15 protein-coding genes and 1 pseudogene are annotated in these 18,906 nt (G+C 42.1%); 9 read left to right on the forward strand and 7 right to left on the reverse strand.

Features of this window, described 5'->3' with window-relative positions; all coding sequences use genetic code 11:
* Positions 1 to 5: 5 nt before the first annotated feature.
* The 7 genes from ispG (at position 6) to A7968_RS00720 (ending at position 6,823) form a co-directional block, all read left to right on the forward strand.
* A complete protein-coding gene (gene ispG, locus A7968_RS00690; RefSeq protein WP_064664660.1) occupies positions 6 to 1,124 on the forward strand; it encodes a flavodoxin-dependent (E)-4-hydroxy-3-methylbut-2-enyl-diphosphate synthase in 1,119 nt (372 codons plus the stop codon).
* A gap of 125 nt (positions 1,125 to 1,249) precedes the next feature.
* The gene (hisS, locus tag A7968_RS00695; RefSeq protein ID WP_064664661.1) at positions 1,250 to 2,530 is read left to right on the forward strand and encodes a histidine--tRNA ligase; all 1,281 of its coding nucleotides are present in this window, start codon (positions 1,250 to 1,252) and stop codon (positions 2,528 to 2,530) included.
* 16 nt (positions 2,531 to 2,546) lie between these two features.
* A complete protein-coding gene (locus tag A7968_RS00700; protein ID WP_064664662.1) occupies positions 2,547 to 3,167 on the forward strand; it encodes a YfgM family protein in 621 nt (206 codons plus the stop codon).
* Positions 3,168 to 3,176: 9 nt separating this feature from the next.
* A complete protein-coding gene (bamB, locus tag A7968_RS00705; RefSeq protein WP_064664663.1) occupies positions 3,177 to 4,352 on the forward strand; it encodes an outer membrane protein assembly factor BamB in 1,176 nt (391 codons plus the stop codon).
* 94 nt (positions 4,353 to 4,446) lie between these two features.
* Positions 4,447 to 5,913 (forward strand): ribosome biogenesis GTPase Der, encoded by a 1,467-nt coding sequence (gene der, locus A7968_RS00710; protein ID WP_064664664.1) that lies wholly within the window; start codon positions 4,447 to 4,449, stop codon positions 5,911 to 5,913.
* A gap of 186 nt (positions 5,914 to 6,099) precedes the next feature.
* Positions 6,100 to 6,480, forward strand: coding sequence for a VOC family protein (locus tag A7968_RS00715; protein ID WP_064664665.1), 381 nt, complete (start codon positions 6,100 to 6,102; stop codon positions 6,478 to 6,480).
* Between the two features lie 106 nt (positions 6,481 to 6,586).
* Positions 6,587 to 6,823: a hypothetical protein gene (locus tag A7968_RS00720; RefSeq protein ID WP_064664666.1), complete on the forward strand. Its 237-nt coding sequence runs from the start codon at positions 6,587 to 6,589 to the stop codon at positions 6,821 to 6,823.
* Between the two features lie 24 nt (positions 6,824 to 6,847).
* Here the strand turns inward: A7968_RS00720 and A7968_RS00725 are convergent, their stop codons facing one another.
* From A7968_RS00725 to A7968_RS00735, 3 genes are all read right to left on the reverse strand, one after another.
* The gene (locus tag A7968_RS00725) at positions 6,848 to 7,441 is read right to left on the reverse strand and encodes a DUF4202 domain-containing protein (protein WP_064664667.1); all 594 of its coding nucleotides are present in this window, start codon (positions 7,439 to 7,441) and stop codon (positions 6,848 to 6,850) included.
* A gap of 54 nt (positions 7,442 to 7,495) precedes the next feature.
* Positions 7,496 to 7,972: a TlpA family protein disulfide reductase gene (locus tag A7968_RS00730; protein ID WP_064664668.1), complete on the reverse strand. Its 477-nt coding sequence runs from the start codon at positions 7,970 to 7,972 to the stop codon at positions 7,496 to 7,498.
* Between the two features lie 77 nt (positions 7,973 to 8,049).
* Positions 8,050 to 9,219: a lipid-transfer protein gene (locus A7968_RS00735; RefSeq protein ID WP_157586634.1), complete on the reverse strand. Its 1,170-nt coding sequence runs from the start codon at positions 9,217 to 9,219 to the stop codon at positions 8,050 to 8,052.
* A 213-nt stretch (positions 9,220 to 9,432) separates the two neighbouring features.
* Here A7968_RS00735 and A7968_RS00740 point away from each other — a divergent pair, with 213 nt between their 5' ends.
* Positions 9,433 to 9,930, forward strand: coding sequence for a hypothetical protein (locus A7968_RS00740; RefSeq protein WP_064664670.1), 498 nt, complete (start codon positions 9,433 to 9,435; stop codon positions 9,928 to 9,930).
* On the opposite strand, the gene A7968_RS00745 is transcribed toward A7968_RS00740, so the two are convergent.
* Positions 9,927 to 11,132, reverse strand: a complete 1,206-nt coding sequence (locus tag A7968_RS00745) for an anhydro-N-acetylmuramic acid kinase (protein WP_064664671.1) — start codon at positions 11,130 to 11,132, stop codon at positions 9,927 to 9,929. The genes A7968_RS00740 and A7968_RS00745 overlap by 4 nt on opposite strands.
* Before the next feature lie 174 nt (positions 11,133 to 11,306).
* On the opposite strand from A7968_RS00745, the gene A7968_RS00750 reads away from it, so the two are divergent.
* The gene (locus A7968_RS00750) at positions 11,307 to 14,048 is read left to right on the forward strand and encodes a TonB-dependent receptor domain-containing protein (RefSeq protein WP_064664672.1); all 2,742 of its coding nucleotides are present in this window, start codon (positions 11,307 to 11,309) and stop codon (positions 14,046 to 14,048) included.
* 128 nt (positions 14,049 to 14,176) lie between these two features.
* Here A7968_RS00750 and A7968_RS00755 read toward each other — a convergent pair whose 3' ends face one another.
* From A7968_RS00755 to A7968_RS23920, 3 genes and pseudogenes are all read right to left on the reverse strand, one after another.
* On the reverse strand, positions 14,177 to 15,694 hold the full coding sequence (locus A7968_RS00755) for a glycoside hydrolase family 10-like protein (protein WP_227008959.1): 1,518 nt from the start codon (positions 15,692 to 15,694) through the stop codon (positions 14,177 to 14,179).
* Between the two features lie 68 nt (positions 15,695 to 15,762).
* On the reverse strand, positions 15,763 to 18,417 hold the full coding sequence (locus A7968_RS00760) for a TonB-dependent receptor (protein ID WP_064664673.1): 2,655 nt from the start codon (positions 18,415 to 18,417) through the stop codon (positions 15,763 to 15,765).
* 329 nt (positions 18,418 to 18,746) lie between these two features.
* Positions 18,747 to 18,815: pseudogene (locus A7968_RS23920) on the reverse strand (hypothetical protein); the annotation flags it as partial.
* Between the last annotated feature and the right edge of the window lie 91 nt (positions 18,816 to 18,906).

Consider the following 18,906-nt stretch of genomic DNA (forward strand, 5'->3'; position numbering starts at 1 on the left):
TCGTTATGTTTTCAGAATCTCCAATTAAACGCAGAAAATCAACGCGTATTAACGTCGGCAATGTCCCTATCGGAGATGGTGCACCAATCGCTGTGCAATCAATGACCAACACCGACACTATGGATGTTGATGCCACCGTTGCACAAATTCAAGCAATCCAAGATGCCGGCGCCGATATAGTGCGTGTTTCTGTACCAACTATGGATGCTGCCGAAGCATTTAAAAGTATTAAAGAGCAAGTGACTATTCCATTGGTTGCAGACATTCACTTTGATTACCGTATTGCGTTAAAAGTAGCAAAATACGGGGTTGATTGTTTGCGCATCAACCCAGGTAATATTGGTAGCGAAGAACGTATTCGTGCGGTGGTTGATGCTGCCCGTGAGCACAATATTCCAATTCGTATTGGTGTCAATGGCGGCTCATTAGAGCGCGATTTGCAAGAGAAATATGGCGAACCAACACCTGAAGCCTTACTTGAATCAGCCATGCGCCATGTTGATATACTGCGTCGTTTAGACTTTGATCAGTTTAAGATTTCAGTGAAAGCGTCCGACGTATTTTTAGCCGTGGGCGCCTATCGTCTGCTTGCCAAAGAAATCGACCAACCGTTGCACTTAGGTATTACTGAAGCGGGCGGCATGCGTTCAGGCTCAGTAAAATCAGCCGTTGGTTTAGGTATGCTATTAGCAGAAGGGATAGGTGATACTTTACGTGTATCACTCGCGGCAGATCCTGTGCAAGAGATCAAAGTCGGTTTTGATATTTTAAAATCACTGCGCATTCGTTCGCGTGGGATTAACTTTATTGCTTGCCCAAGTTGTTCACGTCAAGAGTTTGATGTAGTCAGTACCATGAACCAGCTTGAAGAGCGCTTGGAAGATATCATCGAACCAGTGTCAGTTTCGGTGATTGGCTGTGTGGTCAATGGCCCAGGCGAAGCGTTAGTAAGCGATATTGGTCTAGCTGGTGCAAACCGTCGTTCTGGCCTTTATATTAATGGTGAACGTCAAAAAGCCCGAATTGATAACAACAATATTGTTGATCAACTCGAAGGTTACGTGCGCGACTTTATCGCTCAAAAAGAAAAGCAGACCCCAATCGACATTAAAATCGTCGAATAAAGTTAATATAGTCGGCAAACTGGGTGGTTTGCCGCACGCATGCCAGCTATAATAGCGGGTCAATTTTTAGTATTCTTGTTGTGTAGTCTTTTTTATTACACAAACACAGTTTTTAGGATTTAGCAGTGGCAAAACAAATTCAGGCAATACGTGGAATGAACGATTGTCTGCCGGGCGATACTCAAGTTTGGCAGAAAGTAGAAAACATCTTACGCGAGACTGTAGCCTCATTCGGTTATCAAGAAATTCGTTTTCCAATTGTAGAATCAACCGATCTTTTTAAACGCTCTATTGGTGAAGTTACCGATATTGTTGAAAAAGAAATGTACACCTTTGCTGATCACAATGGCGACAGCTTAACACTGCGCCCAGAAGGCACCGCTGTGTGCGTACGTGCTGGTAATCAAAACGGTTTACTGTATAACCAAGAGCAACGCCTTTGGTATATGGGTCCGATGTTTCGCCATGAACGTCCACAAAAAGGTCGTTACCGTCAGTTTCACCAATTTGGTCTTGAGACCTTTGGTATTGCCAGTGCAGATATTGATGCTGAAGTTATTTTATTAACGGCTCAGTTATGGAAGCAATTTGGCATCAGCGAACACGTTCGTTTAGAGTTGAATTCTTTAGGCTCGAATGAAGCGCGCGCTCAGTATCGCGATGCACTGGTTGTTTACTTAGAACAGCACGTTGATGCCCTCGATGAAGACTCAAAACGTCGTATGCATACCAATCCACTGCGCGTACTAGATAGCAAAAACCCTGATGTACAAGCTATTTTAACTGATGCGCCTAAACTGTCTGAGCACTTAGATGCTGAATCAAAAGAACATTTCGAAAATTTATGTGAACGTTTAGACGCAGCGGGCGTCATATACACGGTTAACGAAAAGTTAGTCCGTGGTCTTGATTACTATAACCGCACTGTTTTTGAGTGGGTAACAGATAGCCTTGGCGCACAAGGTACTGTATGTGCCGGTGGCCGCTACGATGGTTTAGTTGAGCAGCTTGGTGGCAAAACAACGCCTGCGGTTGGCTTTGCTATGGGCCTGGAACGTTTAGTGTTAATGTTACAAGCATTAGAATGCGTGGGTGACATTCGCCGCAGCGCTGATGTATATTTGGCTGCGATGGGTGATAAAGCCAGTATTCAAGCACCTATTATTGCCGCTAAATTACGCGCTGAAGTACCTGGCTTGCGTATTATGGTACATGCTGGCGGTGGCAACTTTAAGAAACAACTTAAACGCGCAGATAAAAGTGATGCGCTAGTTGCACTGATTATCGGCGAAGATGAATTAGAACAAGGCGTAGTGACAGTTAAGTATTTACGTGAGCGTAAAGAACAAGTCACCTTAGAATTAGAACAAATTAAAACGCTTTTAGCTGAGCTTGTGAACAGCTAAAAAAGACGAGGTAAGAATGGATATTTATTCAACAGAAGAACAACAAGCAGAAGCGATCAAACGTTTTTTCCGTGAAAATGGTTTATCACTAGCATTGGGTGTCGCCATTGGTTTAGGCGGCCTGTATGGCTGGAAAGCTTATAACCAAAGTCAAATCACAACTGCTGAAAACGCCTCTGATGCGTACACTCAGCTTGTTGAAGGTGGTGCCGTGTTAGGTGCAGCCGATACGTTTATCGCCGAGCACAAAGACACTAATTACAGCGTACTTGCAGCTTTTGTTGCAGCAAAAGAAGCTGTAGAAAAAGACCAACTTGATGTAGCGAGTGAAAAACTTAGCTGGGTTGTAGAAAACGTAAACAACGCAGATTTAAAAGCAACCGCGACTACTCGCTTAGCACGTGTGCAAATTGCCCAACAGCAATACGACCAAGCATTAACGACGCTAAATGGCGAGTTGGCAAAGTCATTTGCAGCGACTGTTGCAGAGCTTAAGGGTGATATTTACACCGCTCAAGGCGATGTAAACCAAGCGCGTACAGCATATCAAGCGGCCGCAGATGCGGGTGGTCTTGAAAATAACCCATTATTGCAAATCAAACTTGATGACTTAGCAGTAACTAGCCCAGCGGCGTAAGGGGTTACCATGAAAAAATTAACAGCGGCAAGTATAGCGTTATGTATGGCCACCTTAGTAGGTTGTTCATCAAGCGATGAAGAAGAACTCGTCTTGCCTGAAATCGTTAATCAGTTTGAAACCAACGTTGTCTGGCAAGAAAGCATTGGCGATGGTGTTGAGCACTATTTTTCACGCTTAACACCAGCGGTATATAAAGACCGTGTTTTTGTAGCAAGTCGTAATGGTGAAGTAGAAGCACTATCACTTGAAAATGGCGACACTATTTGGGAAACCGATATCCGCGAAAACTCAAGCTTTTGGCCTTGGGAAAGCGATATCAGTGCCAAATTATCAGGCGGTATTTTACAAGCTTATGGTAAAATTTTTATCGGTTCAGAGCATGGTTATTTACTCGCCCTTGACCGCGAAACAGGTGAAATTGTTTGGCGTAAAAAAGTGCCAGGTGAAGTACTCGCAAAACCAGCTGCGGGCGATGGCCTTATATTCGTTAATTTAGGTTCAGGTAAATTACTCGCGCTGCACCCAGACACAGGTGAAGAGCGTTGGAGCCATGAGCAAGAAGTACCTCCATTAACATTACGTGGTCAAAGCTCACCTATCGTTGCTAATGGCGGTGTATTAATTGGCCTTGAAACCGGCAAATTAAGCGTACTCATTTCTGATAGCGGTTACTCTGCATGGAGTGCTGAAATTGCAACACCCAAAGGCGCGTCGGAATTCGAACGTTTAGTAGATGTTGATACCCAGCCTTTGATCAGCGGCCCATATGCCTATGCTATTGCCTATAATGGTAACTTAGCAGCGGTAGACATTCGCTCTGGTAACGTCGTGTGGAAACGTGAGTACAGCAGTTACCGTGAAATTGCCATGGACACCCAAACTATCTATGTTGTAGATAGTGACGGCGTTGTTTACGCACTAGATAAAACCTCTGGCATTGAACGCTGGAGCCAACCGGCCCTTCGTGGTTGGTACTTAACAGGGCCTGCGGTAGCAGGAAATTATTTAGCCATGGGCGACCAAGAAGGTAACTTACATTGGCTAAATAAAGAATCAGGCGAGCTGGTATCGCGTGAAGACTTCGACAGCTCAGGCTTTTTTATTGAGCCAGTTGTTGCAGACGATAAACTGATTTTATACACCCGAGACGGTGAAATTAGCGCGGTAAAAATACCAAACTAATTTGCTAAAATAGCTATAATTTATTAATAGCTAATTTATTTTTTGTAAGGCTTCGCTATGCGAAGCCTTTTGTTGTTTTTTTAAGAGGTAGTTTATGCTTCCCGTGATCGCTCTAGTTGGGCGACCCAATGTGGGCAAATCCACATTATTTAACCGTTTAACACGTACTCGTGATGCACTCGTTGCCGATTTCCCTGGCTTAACTCGAGATCGAAAATACGGCCAAGCTAATTACGATGGCTATGAATTTATCGTGGTAGACACGGGCGGTATTGATGGTTCTGAAGAAGGCATCGAAATCGAAATGGCTGATCAATCGCTACTGGCGATTGAAGAAGCTGACATCGTATTATTCTTAGTTGATGCCCGCGTAGGTATGACTGTAGCCGATCAAGCTATTGCCAATCATTTACGTAAACAAGAAAAGAAAAGCTTTGTTGTTGCCAATAAAACCGATGGTATTGATGCCGATTCGAACTGTGCTGAGTTCTATCAATTGTCATTAGGCGAAGTACACCATATTGCAGCCGCTCATGGTCGTGGTATTACCTTATTACTTGAGCACACTTTACAGCCTTTGCTAGCAGAGCTGAGTGCACAAAATGATGATGGTAAAGGCGATGACGACGAGTTAATCGATTTATATTCTGAAGATGATGAAGACTCAACTGCGCATGAAGCATTTGCGGATAAGCCAGTAAAGCTCGCTATTATCGGCCGTCCTAACGTAGGTAAGTCAACGCTAACTAATCGTATATTAGGTGAAGAACGCGTTATTGTTTACGATATGCCAGGCACAACGCGTGACTCGATTTATATCCCAATGACTCGTAACGAGAAAGAATACGTACTGATCGACACCGCAGGTGTTCGTAAACGTAAGAAAGTCAGTGACGTGGTTGAGAAATTCTCAGTGATCAAAACCCTACAAGCAATCGAAGATTGTAACGTAGTGCTGTTGGTTGTTGATGCCCGTGATGGTATTTCAGATCAAGACCTCAGTTTACTTGGTTTTGCGCTGAATTCAGGCCGTTCACTGGTTATCGCGGTAAATAAATGGGATGGCCTTGATGACTACGTGAAAGATCGTATTAAATCAGAGCTTGATCGCCGCCTAGGCTTTATCGACTTTGCTCGCCTGCACTTTATCTCAGCACTGCATGGTACAGGTGTTGGTCACTTATTTGAATCGATTGACGAAGCATACGAATCAGCGACTAAGCGTATTAGTACCGCGATGCTGCGCCGTATTATGGACATGGCACAAGCCGATCACCAGCCGCCATTAGTGCGTGGTCGTCGTGTTAAGCTTAAATACGCGCACGCTGGGGGTTATAACCCACCACGTATCGTAATTCACGGTAACCAAGTACATGATTTACCAGACAGCTATAAACGCTACCTGATGAACTACTACCGTAAAGCGTTAAAAATTATGGGCACGCCAATCAAGATTGAATTTAGAGAAGGTGATAACCCATTTGCAGGACGTACTAATAAAGTGACTCTTTCGCAAAAACGTAAGATCCGCGCATTTAGTAAAGAAAACCGTAATAAATGATATAGCTGTAAGCTGTAAGCTGTAAGCTGTAAGCTGTAAGCTGTAAGCTGTAAAATTGAACCTTGTAGAGTTGGCCTTTACAAGGTTTTTTTATGCCTGCATTTAAGCCATTTAGTTAAGCCTTGTGTCGCATAACAGCAAAAACTGTGCTTTATTTATAGAATGAAGAACGGCAGAGAGTAATTAATGGAGTTAGTGAATCAGGTTATCTACGTAGATAACGTTGAAGAAACTTTAGACTTTTACTATCAAGCATTTGGCTTGAGTACCTCATCAATCAGTGATAATGCCGAATATGGTGAGCTTGCAACAGGTGCTGTCAAAATAGCATTTGCTAATCACCCTTATGCACAAGCTCATTTTAAACAAGGCTACATTCGTGCTCACCCAAAACAGCCAGCGCTTGGTTTTGAACTGCGCTTTAGCTGTAGTGAGCTCAGCGAAAGCTATGATAGAGCGGTATTGGCGGGTGCTGAGCCACTTTGCCCACCAAGCTATAGAGAAACTCAATATTATGCCTATGTGCGTGCAATTGAAGGTACCTTGATTTGCTTATTACAAGCCTAGCCCTTCATCAAAACAGTACTAAAGTTTAACTTTGTAGCAATATAAGCCACACACAACTGTCATCAATTTTCCTTATCTTAGCGGTAATTTAAATAAGGAGATGGCGATGAATACACTACTACTGACATTACTGTTACTAAGCCCTAGTGAAGTATTATTAAGTGAGCAAGTAAAACTACAAACAACTGAAACTCTTCACGTTATGCAGAATGAAAATAAAGCAATGTTGAAAAAGCAAATCACCACGACATTAGAGAATATGGAACTGGTATTGCCTGTAATTGTTGATCAGCAAACTTTAGCGAAAGTACAAAATGTAAAACAGCAACTTAGCCAAGACTAAGTTGCTTTAAAATCCTTGCTCATATCAATTGCCAGCTAATGCCTTTTCAATTAAAGGCACCAGTGGCGCAGGGAGCGTAACATTTCCAGCAAGTACAAATTCATGCGCCTGTGGTGACATTTTTTGCCACGTACGTTGTAAAATTCCAATCCATTTTTGTTCATCATAATCAGGTTTAGTTTGCGCAAACGCCAACATGTAATGTTCGATAAACACTAAACTTGCGATATCTTCAACTAACTGGCTGTCAGGGTTACGCTTAATGTGCTTTTTTGCCACTGCATTATAAACGCGTTGCTGCAGGGCTTCAGAGCAGCCTGCTTGTTGCATTAATGCAACGACTGTTTCAGCATGGAAAATATAAAGTGCACTGCGCCATTGATGATAGCCTTGCTTATTCATCGGAAAATCACTACGCGGTGAACACCAGCGTTTAATGTGTTGCGCTCGAACTGCTATATGCATTAACTCGTCGGCATCAGGCTGAAAACGATTGAGCATATCTGTCATCCGCTCTGAGTATAAGCGCTCTTTAGGCCAAACATTATCGTTATGCTGCTCTTGGTTTGGATCTTGATTGTTTACTTCATCAATTAACGTTATTACTTGCTCAAACATGTCGGTACTCTTATTTGCTTAATTATTTTTCATTATTCTAAATCACTTCGATGATTATTTTTTAACAGCGCTCGATTGGCTCAGATCATGGGCTAACGAGTGAGTTGGCGTTTCAACCACTCGGGTAAGCTCTTCACCTTCGTCCAACACAATAATAGTCGGTGTATACTTTAAATTATAATGCGCAGCTATTCCTTGCGGATCACGCTTATCGTACCCAACTGCAATCAATTTTAAACTTTTAATGTTCACTTTAGATTGATCAAGCAACTTAAGTAAACGAGGTACTTCACGTTGGCTGTCATGGCACCATATACCAAACAAAACCAGTAACTCTTTTCCGGCTAGTTGTTGCATTGCGTTTAGTTCATCAGCACTTGGCGAAAACGCCTGATACTGCTGTGCAAACTTAGGGTGTTCAGCAATCAATGACGCTGTTGATAACTCTCCACTAAATGGTTTTACCGTATTCGCGTAACTTACTGCTGAGATACAAAGTAGCGCAGATAAAAATATTAATTTTTTAAACATTAAAAACACTTCCTTTAAAATAAATGGCACGGTAATCACCGAGCTGTCTAATTGGTTAGGTGTTTACCTTACGAAGCTTACTGACCATAAATAGTCACCACTACAGCGCCGCCTAAACCAATATTATGCTGTAGCGCAAATTTTGCGCCTGTTACTTGGCGTTTACCGGCCTCACCTCGCAAATGCCAACATAATTCAGCACATTGCGCTAACCCTGTTGCCCCAATGGGATGGCCTTTCGACATCAGCCCCCCTGAGGGACCAACCACAAATTTACCGCCGTAGGTATTATCATTTTTTTCAACTAACTCTATTGCTGCGCCTTCTGCACACAGACCTAAGGCTTCATAATTAATTATTTCGTTAGGCGTAAAGCAGTCATGTAATTCAATAACATCTATCTCTTGTGGGCCAATACCCGCACTATTATATGCTTTATTCGCAGCGCGCTTAGTCATATCAGCACCCACTGAAGAAATTGGATCTTGCCATGACACTTGCGTGTCTGTCGTCATGGTTTGAGCTAGGATCTTCACGCCATGCGATAGGCCATTTCGTTTGGCAAACGCTTCGCTACAAATAATCGCAGCTGCCGCTCCACAGGTTGGTGGGCAAGCCATAGTACGCGTTAAGTAGTTATCAAAAATAACTTTATCATTGAGTACATCAGCCATTGTTAATGGGGTATTAAACAACGAGTACGGATTATTGACAGCGTGAGCGCGAGATTTCACAGCCACTTTGGCAAATAAGCTCGCATCTACATGATATTTTTCCATATAATGACGCCCCGCACTGCCAAATGCCCTTAAAGCGATAGGCCCTTGTGGTACATTAAATTGCTCATAAACAGGCTCAACGCGATCAAATGGGCTTTCTCTATCTTGCCAATGTGACACTAACGCCCCCGGTTGCATTTCTTCAAAACCGAATGCAAGTGCACATTCAACTTCACCAGACAACACAGCTTGCCTTGCTAAATATAGCGCTGATGAACCACTTGAACAATTGTTATGAACGTTGACGATTGCTATACCACTTTGAATAACATCATAAAAAGCATGCTGTCCAGATGTACTATCACCATAAATATAAGCTGCGAATGCTTGCTCGATTTGTTTGGCGGTAATACCTGCATCTTTCACTGCCATTTTAATCGCATTGGCAGCCATGACACGATAAGGCTGATGCTGACCTGGCTTTTGAAACTTGGTCATGCCTACACCTGCAACAATTACGTGGCTCATCATTATTCCTGTTTATTATTTTTGTTATTTGCAGTGTACTATTAAAATGAATGATTGTGACTAAAGATAAAACCACTGCTTTAGAATAAAAAATACAAATTTTAATTATTTTCACCATAATCTATACCACCATAGTTCCAGTCATAATTCTGCAATCTAATTAATGGATAATTTATATTCAATTTAACTTATTGTGAAAGATGACTAAACGAAATGAGCAACCCTTTAGTGCGATTAAACTTTGCACTGCAATCTTTTGAAGATCTATTATCTGCAGCTATGTCACACACCACGGAGTATGACACGTTGCATTTGCTTGCCAATGATCGCCACGAGATCAGCCTACTGTGCGTTTTACCCGAAGACGCGCATGAAGGAGATATCATTTCATTAAGTGTTACTCATCTGGTTGCCCGAGATGCACGTTATTATGTAGAGCGCCCTCTTACATTAGCAGATATTGAAAAAGGCGAAGTGCAGCTTGTATTAGTTGAGATTGGTTTTCATGATGATAGCAATGAATATGTATTACAGCTCATGTTGCATGGTCTTCACGCTACCCTAAAAGATAGCGCTGAGTTTGATGTATTGATCACCCCTTATGAAAGTGGCTTTGTGATCCCTGTGATCGCTGCTAAAAAAACCACAAAGAGTCATGATTTTCGCCAGTATCTAGCAAGCTTTAGCAGCTCTTTTTTATCACTTTTTTAATCAGCAAAGCTCACTTTACCCATAGTGATAGTGGGTATGCCTTGCGCTTGATTACCAAAACGTTGCTGCCCTCCCGCTAAACATTCGTTTGCTAAAATGGCAAATAACACCGCTTCTTTGGCATCGGGATCAATGCCTAATGACTGAGTATTATTGATCGTCTGCAACTGCGGGCATAAAGATAAAATATGCTGCATAAGTAATGGGTTATGAATTCCACCGCCACTTGCATAAACAGCAACATTATCAAGCTTAGCACTACAATCATTAATAGCGTTAGCTATCACTTGAGCTGAAAAGCGATTGAGTGTGGCCATAATATCGTGATGGCTCAGCTCGGTAGTATTTGTTGCAGCTTGCGCTCGCGCTAGGTATTGCAAGTTAAATACTTCAGGCCCGGTGGTTTTTGGAAACGCCAAACTAAAAAACTCATTATCACAAAGTGCTGTTAGCAAAGCTTGATTAACCGTACCTTGAGCTGCAACTTGACTGTCTTTATCATAATGCAGTGGCGCAAAGTAACGCTGAATATACGCATCCATAATGGTATTACCAGGCCCAATATCGGAACTAAACACCGCACTGGCATCGGCAGATCTGGGCAAATAGGTTAAGTTTGCAATACCGCCCATATTCAGCAAAATACGGTTTTCATCAGCACTGGTAAAAAATAAGTAGTCGCCATACACCGCTAAAGGTGCCCCCTCGCCGCCAGCAGCAATGTGTTTTTGGCGAAAATCGCCAATCGTGGTAATACCGGTTGTTACTGCTACATGGTCGCTATCACCTATTTGCAAGGTACCGTGATTAAAATCAGCGTGGCTATGTTGGCTGTTCGGGCAGTGATAAATGGTTTGCCCGTGACTGGCAATTGCATCAATGTCATCCGCGGCTATATTCCATTTTGCTAAACACTGGTTCACCATTTTACCGTGTAACGCACCTACCCAAGGGTGCAATAAAGTGACCAGTTCAAGGTCACATTCACGCTTAGCAAACACCTTTTTTATTTTTTGCTTATAGTCATCGTCATAATCAACAGTTTCAAAGGCCAAGACTGCAATTTGGGTCTCCATACCTTGGCCTGAAATCTGGCATAACGCAACATCGAGGCCATCAAGTGATGTGCCACTCATCAGACCAATTATCAATCTTTGTTGCTTTTTAGCACTATTATACAGCTTTAATATATGCTGATGCATTATATTTACCTTTTAAATCAATATATTATTTTTTATAACCGTGTCAAACCACAAGGAATACTTTATACCTTAACTTTAAATATTGAAAGAATAATTATTGCAAACACGTTAAAAATGCTTTAAAACTAATCAACACTCATAATAGCAAAAAATACATAACCACGGGAATCGACAATGAAATACTGCAAACATAACTCAATACGGCCACTGCATTTACTGTCTCCTATTGCATTGGCAATTATTACTACAACCAGCCCTGCATTAATAGCCGCGGAACAAGCTGTTGAGCAAAAGAAACCTGAAGTTATCACTGTGACAGGTTCGCGTATTCAACGCACTGAATTAGTGTCTAGTAGCCCTGTGGTGAGTGTTGACGAGACACAAATACATTTAGATCGTGCTGTAAATGTTGAAGACATTACCGCTAAGTTGCCACAAGCAGCAGCGGGTGCAAATAGTACCGGCGCTACAGTGGGCGATTCATTTGGTTCATCAACCATTGATTTACGTGGCCTTGGTCAAAACCGTACGTTGGTGCTTATTGATGGCACCCGTGCAGTACCGTTTAGTTTTCGTAACTCAGTAGATGTTAATACGATTCCTGCTGGTTTGATCAAACGTGTTGATGTTTTAACGGGCGGCGCTGCTGCGGTATACGGTGCCGATGCGGTTGCAGGGGTGGTCAATTTTGTACTAGATGATGATTTTAGCGGCGCTGAATTTTCAAGTAGCTATGAAACTGCCGACGGCGGCAATGAAAAACTTAACTTTGAAGCCATTTTTGGTGGCGATATTGCCGATGGCCGTGGCCATATTACAGGCTACCTAGGCTATTCACAGCGAAAAGAGTTACTTGCTGGTGAACGTGATTATGCCTTAGAAAACGGCGCAACTATGATCAATAGCGGCGGGTTTTACACCGATGTTGTCAGCGGCAATAGTTTAGCAATTAATGACGCAGGGCAAGTCGTGAGCGACCGTCAAACCAGTGACTTTACCGGCGACCGTTACCTAACTCAGCCAATGGATAGATTTTCTGCTGGGTTATTATTTGATGTTGATGCCAGCGATAGCGCCATCATTTACGGCCGTGCTATGTATTCAAAAGTTACCGTCAATGGCGCCGGCGCTAGCGGCCAAACGCCTATCCTTGTTAACGAGCAAGTGACGCTAACTGAAGATAATCAATATATTCCTGATCAACTACGCCAACAACTAAGCTTTGATGCTGATGGCAATGCACTGGTTAATGTTGAGCGTAACTTAGGTTTAGGTGTACAAAACACCGAAGCAGTGCGTGATTCACTGCAATTTCAATTAGGTTTAAAAGGCGATATTACCGATTACTTACGCTATGACATTTATGGTCAATACGGTCAAACTGACGAAGTCGCTACAATTTACAATAATGGCTATAAAATCGATAACAGTGGTAATAGCCGCTTTGCCAGTATTGCCAATACCATGGACATTTTTGATCCTAATTTAGATTTAAGCGAATTTAGCGATCCACTCCTTTACACCACCCGCGAGCGTACCCAAAGCGTGTTTGCCGCCACTTTATCCGGCGATTCAAGTGCCCTTTTTGAACTACCAGCAGGTTATGTAGACTTTGCGATTGGTTATGAATACCGCAAAGAAACCGGCAAACAAACCCCAGGTGATGCGTTTAGAAATGGCACTAGCTTTGCGTCAGTTAGCGCGTTTGATATGGACGCCAGTTTTGACAGTAGCGAGTTTTATGCAGAAATTTTAGTGCCTATCTTAGTTGATATGCCATTTGCCAAAGAGCTAAGCTTTGAAGGTGCTTATCGTATTTCTGATTACTCAAACACCGAAGCCGAAGACACTTATAAGCTTGGTATTAACTGGGCTATTAATGACGACATTCGTATTCGTGCTAATAAGCTCACGGCATTTAGAGCGCCAAATTTAGGCGAATTCGCAAGTCCGATCACAGGGTTATCATTGGCTTTATTTGACCAAAATAGTGACCAATTTGTACCACGCTTTGCTGGTCGTTTTAATGGCGATCCATGCTTGCTAGGTACGGGGGACGCAGCGCAATGTGCTGCATTTGGTGCACCACCAGTAGGCACTGAGTATGATTCAACCACGGCCGAGTATACTTACGGCGGTAACCCAAATATCAAGCCTGAACAAGCAGAATCAGATACTTTAGGAGTGGTTTATACCCCAAGTTACATTGAGGGCTTTGACCTATCAGTTGATTACTACAGCATTCGTGTAACTGATGCGGTAAGTCAAATTCAACCTGCTGCGGCATTACAAAGCTGTTATATCGACGATCCAAATCCAAACAACCCTTTGTGTGGTGCTGTGCTTCGCGATCCAAACACGGGCTTTATCAGCACTGCGATTGTAAACGATTTTAACCTTGCTGCAATTGAGCAAGAAGGTATTGATCTAGCTGCTAACTATGTAATTGATGCGCCAATGACGTTAGGCGGTCGTTTTCGATTCTCATATCAAGGCAACTTTGTAACCAAACAAACTCGCCAAAATAACAGCACGGTTGCCGAAGTTGATTGTAAAGGCACTTACGGAAGCGCCTGTTCAGGGGATTTTGCCAGCATTTTACAAGCTGACTATAAACACCGAGCGACCTTTGATTGGCAGCTAGACACGATGAATTTCCAATTAGGCTGGCGCAGAATTGGCGAAGTCGACTATGCTGTAGATAGATCAGAAACAATCGATGCGCAAGATTACATGGACTTTGCCGCATCGTGGCAAGCAACCGACAGCATCGCGGTTAACTTTGGTATCGATAACCTGTTTGACAAAGCACCACCAACACCTGACATCGGCGCAAACCATTTTAATACCGTCAGTGATTACAGCGTTATTGGCCGCACCCTTGGTGTTGCCGTTCGTTACTCACCGAGTTTTTAGTTAATCCCAAATTGCTATTAGCAACACAGGATTAAACCCTCAAAGCGCACCCTGCCCGGTGCGCTTTTTCTACTTTAACTAGCATTGCAAGTAGCCACTGCAGATAGATTTATTATCCAGAGTTCGGGTTACTTAAGCTGTACTTCCGCAGGCTCACTAAGCACTTCATCACGGCTTACTGCAACAACTCGGATATTTGTCAGTGGCTGTCCATTGTTGTTATTTTCAACTGTGATTGAGCGCATCATTGCTGGATAGATTTTATACTGCCAATCATCGCCATATTTAAGATAAACAAGGGTTTTAAATACATGCTCAGGTTGCGCATGATGCCAACTCAATTTTGTTTCCTGTGCATACTGGTTATAGCTAACGGTAGGTTTACTCACCTGCTGAGCTGGTAACCAATTTGATAGCGGCAGTAATGCTTGATGTTGAAACACACCCTGCTCTATTACCTGAGAAAAGTCGGGGTTTTCTAATGATTTTACATTCCAAAATACAACGCCAGGCGAGTTATTAAGCATCGCCCGATTGATCATAATTTGGTTAACGACTTCGTCTATTCCGGCATCCGTATTTGCTATCAGTGTGTTGATACCAGGCCATAAATGACGCTGTTGAGTATTTTGTGATTGCCACCATGCAAGTAACACAGGGTAGCTCTGTGAATATTGATTAATTGACCAATATAATTGCGGAGTAAAATAATCAAGCCAGCCTTCATTTAGCCACAGTTTGGCATCGGCATAGAGCTTTTCATACTGATCTAAACCACGGATAGTAGCCGGCTGCTTAGGACGATAAATACCAAATGGGCTAATACCCACTTGTACATGTGGCTTGAGTTGTTTTACCTGCTCGTAGAGCGTTTTAGTAAATTGATTTACCGCAGCTCGGCGCCAGTCACCTTTAGTTAATTTACCTCCTTGCTGTTGATAATTTAAATATTGGCTTTGATCAGGAAAGTCTTCACCTTCGTTGTATGACGGATAGGGATAAAAATAATCATCATAGTGAAGGCCATCAATGTCATAGTTTTTTACCAATTCTAGTAACGTCGCAATACTATAATCGATGACTGACTGATTAGTTGGAATAAACCAGTGCATACCATTTTTAAGCTGCACGACATCTTCTGCCATCTGCATACTCATTGACTGCTCGCTGACACTGCCACCCGATGGGTGATGAACCCGGTAAGGGTTGAACCACGCATGTAGCTTTAAACCGCGCTTGTGTGCTTGTTCAATCCAAAATTGCAACGGATCATAAAAAGGTTCCGGCGCTTGCCCCTGCTTAGCAGTTAAATAGTAAGACCATGGCTCAGTAGAGCTTTGATAAAGGGCATCTGCTTGAGGCCGTACTTGAAAGATCACTGTATTAAAATTATTTGCTTGCAGTGTATCTAATATATTTATTGCTTGGCGTTTTTGCTCTTCGACAGGCAGACCAGGTTGCTGCGGCCAGTTAATATTTGCAACAGTCGCGACCCATGCGGCACGAAATTCACGAACAACGTCTTCTGTATGAATAGTTGCAAGCAACGGGTTAGCTTGTTTTTTAGTAGTAGGTGTTAACGGAGCGGACTGGCAAGCGATTAAAGTAACAGCTATGAGCAGAGAAAGAATTACTCGATGCATCATTTATTTCCTAACATGTGAAAAAACATAGCCGATAGTGGGGACTATCGGCTATTTATAACGGGGGGGAATTAAAATTTATACTGGGCGCCGAGTAAGAATCTACGACCATAATTATGAATAGCAAGTGGACGATTGCTATCTGACATACCAGTGCTGTTACTTGACATTGAACGCTGGTCTTCATCTGTTAAATTAATTGCTTGAAATACCACATTCAGGTTATCTGTCACATTGTAGCTAAGGTTCAAATCATATTGACCAAAGTCATCAATATACTGGTTTAACCCTAAATAAGTAGTATAGAAGTATTCAGAGCGATAAGTATATGAAACCCTTGCACTAAAGCCCATATTCTCGTAATACACTGTGGCATTAAAAGTATCTTCTGAATTATTAGGCAGCACAGCCTCTTCGCCAGCGGCAATTTGCTCTGCTGTTTGCTCAAGCTCTGCATCAGAGTAGGTATAGTTTGTTTGAATGCCAAAACCATAACCTAGCTTTTGCGTATAATTAACTTCAAAGCCTGAATTTTCGCCACCCAAACCATTTACTGGCTGAGTGATCAAAAAGGTACGTAGCTCTTCAAGACCTGTATCAGGATCTGTCCACATCCATTCTTTATCAACGGTGCTATTGGTAATGTATGAATCTATATCTTTGTAGAAGTAAGCTAATGATAAAATTGATGACTCATTGAAATACCATTCAGCAGATAAGTCATATTGCGAAGCGCGATATGGTTTTAAATCAGGGTTTCCTTCATTTCCCTTACAACCGCTTGCTGCGGCACAATAACCACTTTTACGAGCGGATAAAAAGTCATAATCAGGGCGAGACATCACTTTTGCTGCTGCAAAACGTAGGATGAACTCATCACTGTAATCATAAGCGATATTTAAACTGGGTAGAAAGTCGTCATAACTAGTAGAAAAACCAACTTCTTCAATATTTTGCGGATCAAAACTACGCCCCGTATATTGTAGAGACTGCGAGTCAACATCGGTTTTGACTGCTCGTACACCTAAGTTACCGCGAAAATCGCTGAATGAAAATAATGCTTTCACGTAACCTGCAGTAATGGTTTCTTGTAAATCGTAAGTATAATCTAGGTGCTCATACGGCGCCGTTGACGGTTCGGTTTCTGCAATCCATTTACTGTAAGCTGCATTATCAAATTGCCATAAAATGGCATTATCACCGCCCATAAAGTCATTAACTGTGGTAGTTGCAAACTGGCCTAAATTATTGGTACTGCCGTCAGCCCCCTTTTTAGGGTAATTTGCTTTAATTAAATTTGCAGCTTTACTGTGCTCACGGTATTTAACGCCGGTTTTGATCGCCGTAAAGTAATCATTATCGAGCTGATATTCAAAATCAAATTGCACATATTTCTCATCTGAATCATTCGCGATATCATTTTTATGATTGTAATCTAAGCGATAATCGGCTGGAGTAAGGGTGTCTGATAATGTAACCTCAGGTGTGCCATTTTCAATGCTGTACGAGGCGTCTGTGTTCGCATAGTATTCTGAATATACGTCACTTACAGCACCTTCAGCTTTACTATAGCCAAACTGGGTTGTCAGTGTGTAGTTATCTTTTGCATAGGTAACTTTAATATCGTGAGCTTGAGTTTTAAATTCACCTTGGTATCCGGCATTGCCATAATAACCTAAATTACTATGGGCAGGTAACGTCCCAGCAACAACAGTACCATCGACAATATCGGCTTGCTCGATATTGCCAATGTTTTGTAAGATAAAACCACTTGAATAAGTACCGTACGACTCATGCTCAGATTTTGAATACAAGTTATTAAATACAATATCTAGATTTGCTGAAGGTGCGTATTGCAAGGTAGCCGTAAGCGTATTTAAATCCGAATCACTGGCGTAGCGGTTATAACCGACCGCCCCAGGGTAATACTCATTATTGCCATCACCATTGGCATCTGTACTACGGTAACCAAATCTTACCTCTTTACTGTCTCTTTGGGTGGCGAGTTCTTTGCGCACAAAGCCCACATTAAAACCAAAGTCTTCTGCTTCATTTTTCCAAGAATATAAACCTGAAATATAGGGTTTAGTTTCATCGGCATTTTCAAAATGAAATGCTTTCACTGACAATGCGGCATAGTTAGATTCACTGTCTAACGGCTTGCGTGTTCTCACCACCACAGTGCCACCAATAGAACCTTCATCAACATCAGCTTCAGCTGACTTAAACACTTCTAAAGTATCAACTAATTCTGCAGGCAAAAGTGAATAGTTAAAACCACGTGATGGACGAGTAATAGATGCCGATGCCGTCGCTGATGCAACACTCTGGCCATTTAATAAGGTAATGTTTAGATGGGGTGCTGTACCACGAATACTGACTCGATCACTCTCTCCGCCAAGATCTTTTTCAACTTGCACACCAGGGATGCGCTGTAGGGCATCGGCTACGGTTTGATCCGGAAATTTACCGATATCTTCTGCAGATACAGCATCAACAACACTGTTAGCAAAGCGTTTCATATTAAGGCTCTTCTCAACAGACGCTGCGTAGCCTTTTACTTCTATTCGTTCGATATCTTCTTTTGTTAATTGTTCTTTTGCTAATTGTTCTTTGCCTAGCTGTTCAGCATCATTAGCAAAAGCCGTACTAGAAGCCGAAATAACCAACGTGGCGAGTAATGATTTTTTGAATTGAGTTGTAATTGTGTGGAATTTATTATTCATAGTATAAGCATTTAACCTTTATTATATTTCAAAGTACTTGTACAGCTACTACTGGTTTAAAGTTGTTAAACCAAGACATAAGTTATCGTTTATCTTTACAGAGTGTTAACTTAGTCATAAAAACACATCAAGTCAATATAAATTATTCCTTGATACGTTTAATTTTGAAATTTATAATTCCCCAAAATGCTATTTCTTCGCGCTTATGTGAAACAAAAGAAAGGTATAAAATCATTTGAAATAGGCAGCCTCAAGCTGCTTTTGCTACGATGGTTTTTGCTTTACGAGGCGTAAAACGCTGTAGGTATGAGTCATCATCTAGCGATTTTTTAGCCATCAATCCAGCGCCAACAAAGCGCGACTTTGACAGATTCTTGCCAGTTCATAGACTGATGGCCTGAACTTTTTTATAAATTCATAGCCAAAATTCGCTGCAATGAAGGTGACTTTCTGCAAGCCAACTATAAAAGCGCTCTGTGGTTGCAAAAG

The organism is Pseudoalteromonas prydzensis, assembly GCF_001661495.1.
GTDB classification, from domain to species: domain Bacteria; phylum Pseudomonadota; class Gammaproteobacteria; order Enterobacterales; family Alteromonadaceae; genus Pseudoalteromonas; species Pseudoalteromonas prydzensis.

Excerpts from the sequence above, each read along its gene's own strand:
- ispG (WP_064664660.1), top strand. The coding sequence starts at position 6 with ATGTTTTCAGAATCTCCAATTAAACGCAGAAAATCAACGCGTATTAAC.
- A7968_RS00700 (WP_064664662.1), top strand. The coding sequence starts at position 2,547 with ATGGATATTTATTCAACAGAAGAACAACAAGCAGAAGCGATCAAACGT.
- bamB (WP_064664663.1), top strand. The coding sequence starts at position 3,177 with ATGAAAAAATTAACAGCGGCAAGTATAGCGTTATGTATGGCCACCTTA.
- der (WP_064664664.1), top strand. The coding sequence starts at position 4,447 with ATGCTTCCCGTGATCGCTCTAGTTGGGCGACCCAATGTGGGCAAATCC.
- A7968_RS00715 (WP_064664665.1), top strand. The coding sequence starts at position 6,100 with ATGGAGTTAGTGAATCAGGTTATCTACGTAGATAACGTTGAAGAAACT.
- A7968_RS00720 (WP_064664666.1), top strand. The coding sequence starts at position 6,587 with ATGAATACACTACTACTGACATTACTGTTACTAAGCCCTAGTGAAGTA.
- A7968_RS00725 (WP_064664667.1), bottom strand. The coding sequence starts at position 7,441 with ATGTTTGAGCAAGTAATAACGTTAATTGATGAAGTAAACAATCAAGAT.
- A7968_RS00730 (WP_064664668.1), bottom strand. The coding sequence starts at position 7,972 with ATGTTTAAAAAATTAATATTTTTATCTGCGCTACTTTGTATCTCAGCA.
- A7968_RS00735 (WP_157586634.1), bottom strand. The coding sequence starts at position 9,219 with ATGAGCCACGTAATTGTTGCAGGTGTAGGCATGACCAAGTTTCAAAAG.
- A7968_RS00740 (WP_064664670.1), top strand. The coding sequence starts at position 9,433 with ATGAGCAACCCTTTAGTGCGATTAAACTTTGCACTGCAATCTTTTGAA.
- A7968_RS00745 (WP_064664671.1), bottom strand. The coding sequence starts at position 11,132 with ATGCATCAGCATATATTAAAGCTGTATAATAGTGCTAAAAAGCAACAA.
- A7968_RS00750 (WP_064664672.1), top strand. The coding sequence starts at position 11,307 with ATGAAATACTGCAAACATAACTCAATACGGCCACTGCATTTACTGTCT.
- A7968_RS00755 (WP_227008959.1), bottom strand. The coding sequence starts at position 15,694 with ATGATGCATCGAGTAATTCTTTCTCTGCTCATAGCTGTTACTTTAATC.
- A7968_RS00760 (WP_064664673.1), bottom strand. The coding sequence starts at position 18,417 with ATGAATAATAAATTCCACACAATTACAACTCAATTCAAAAAATCATTA.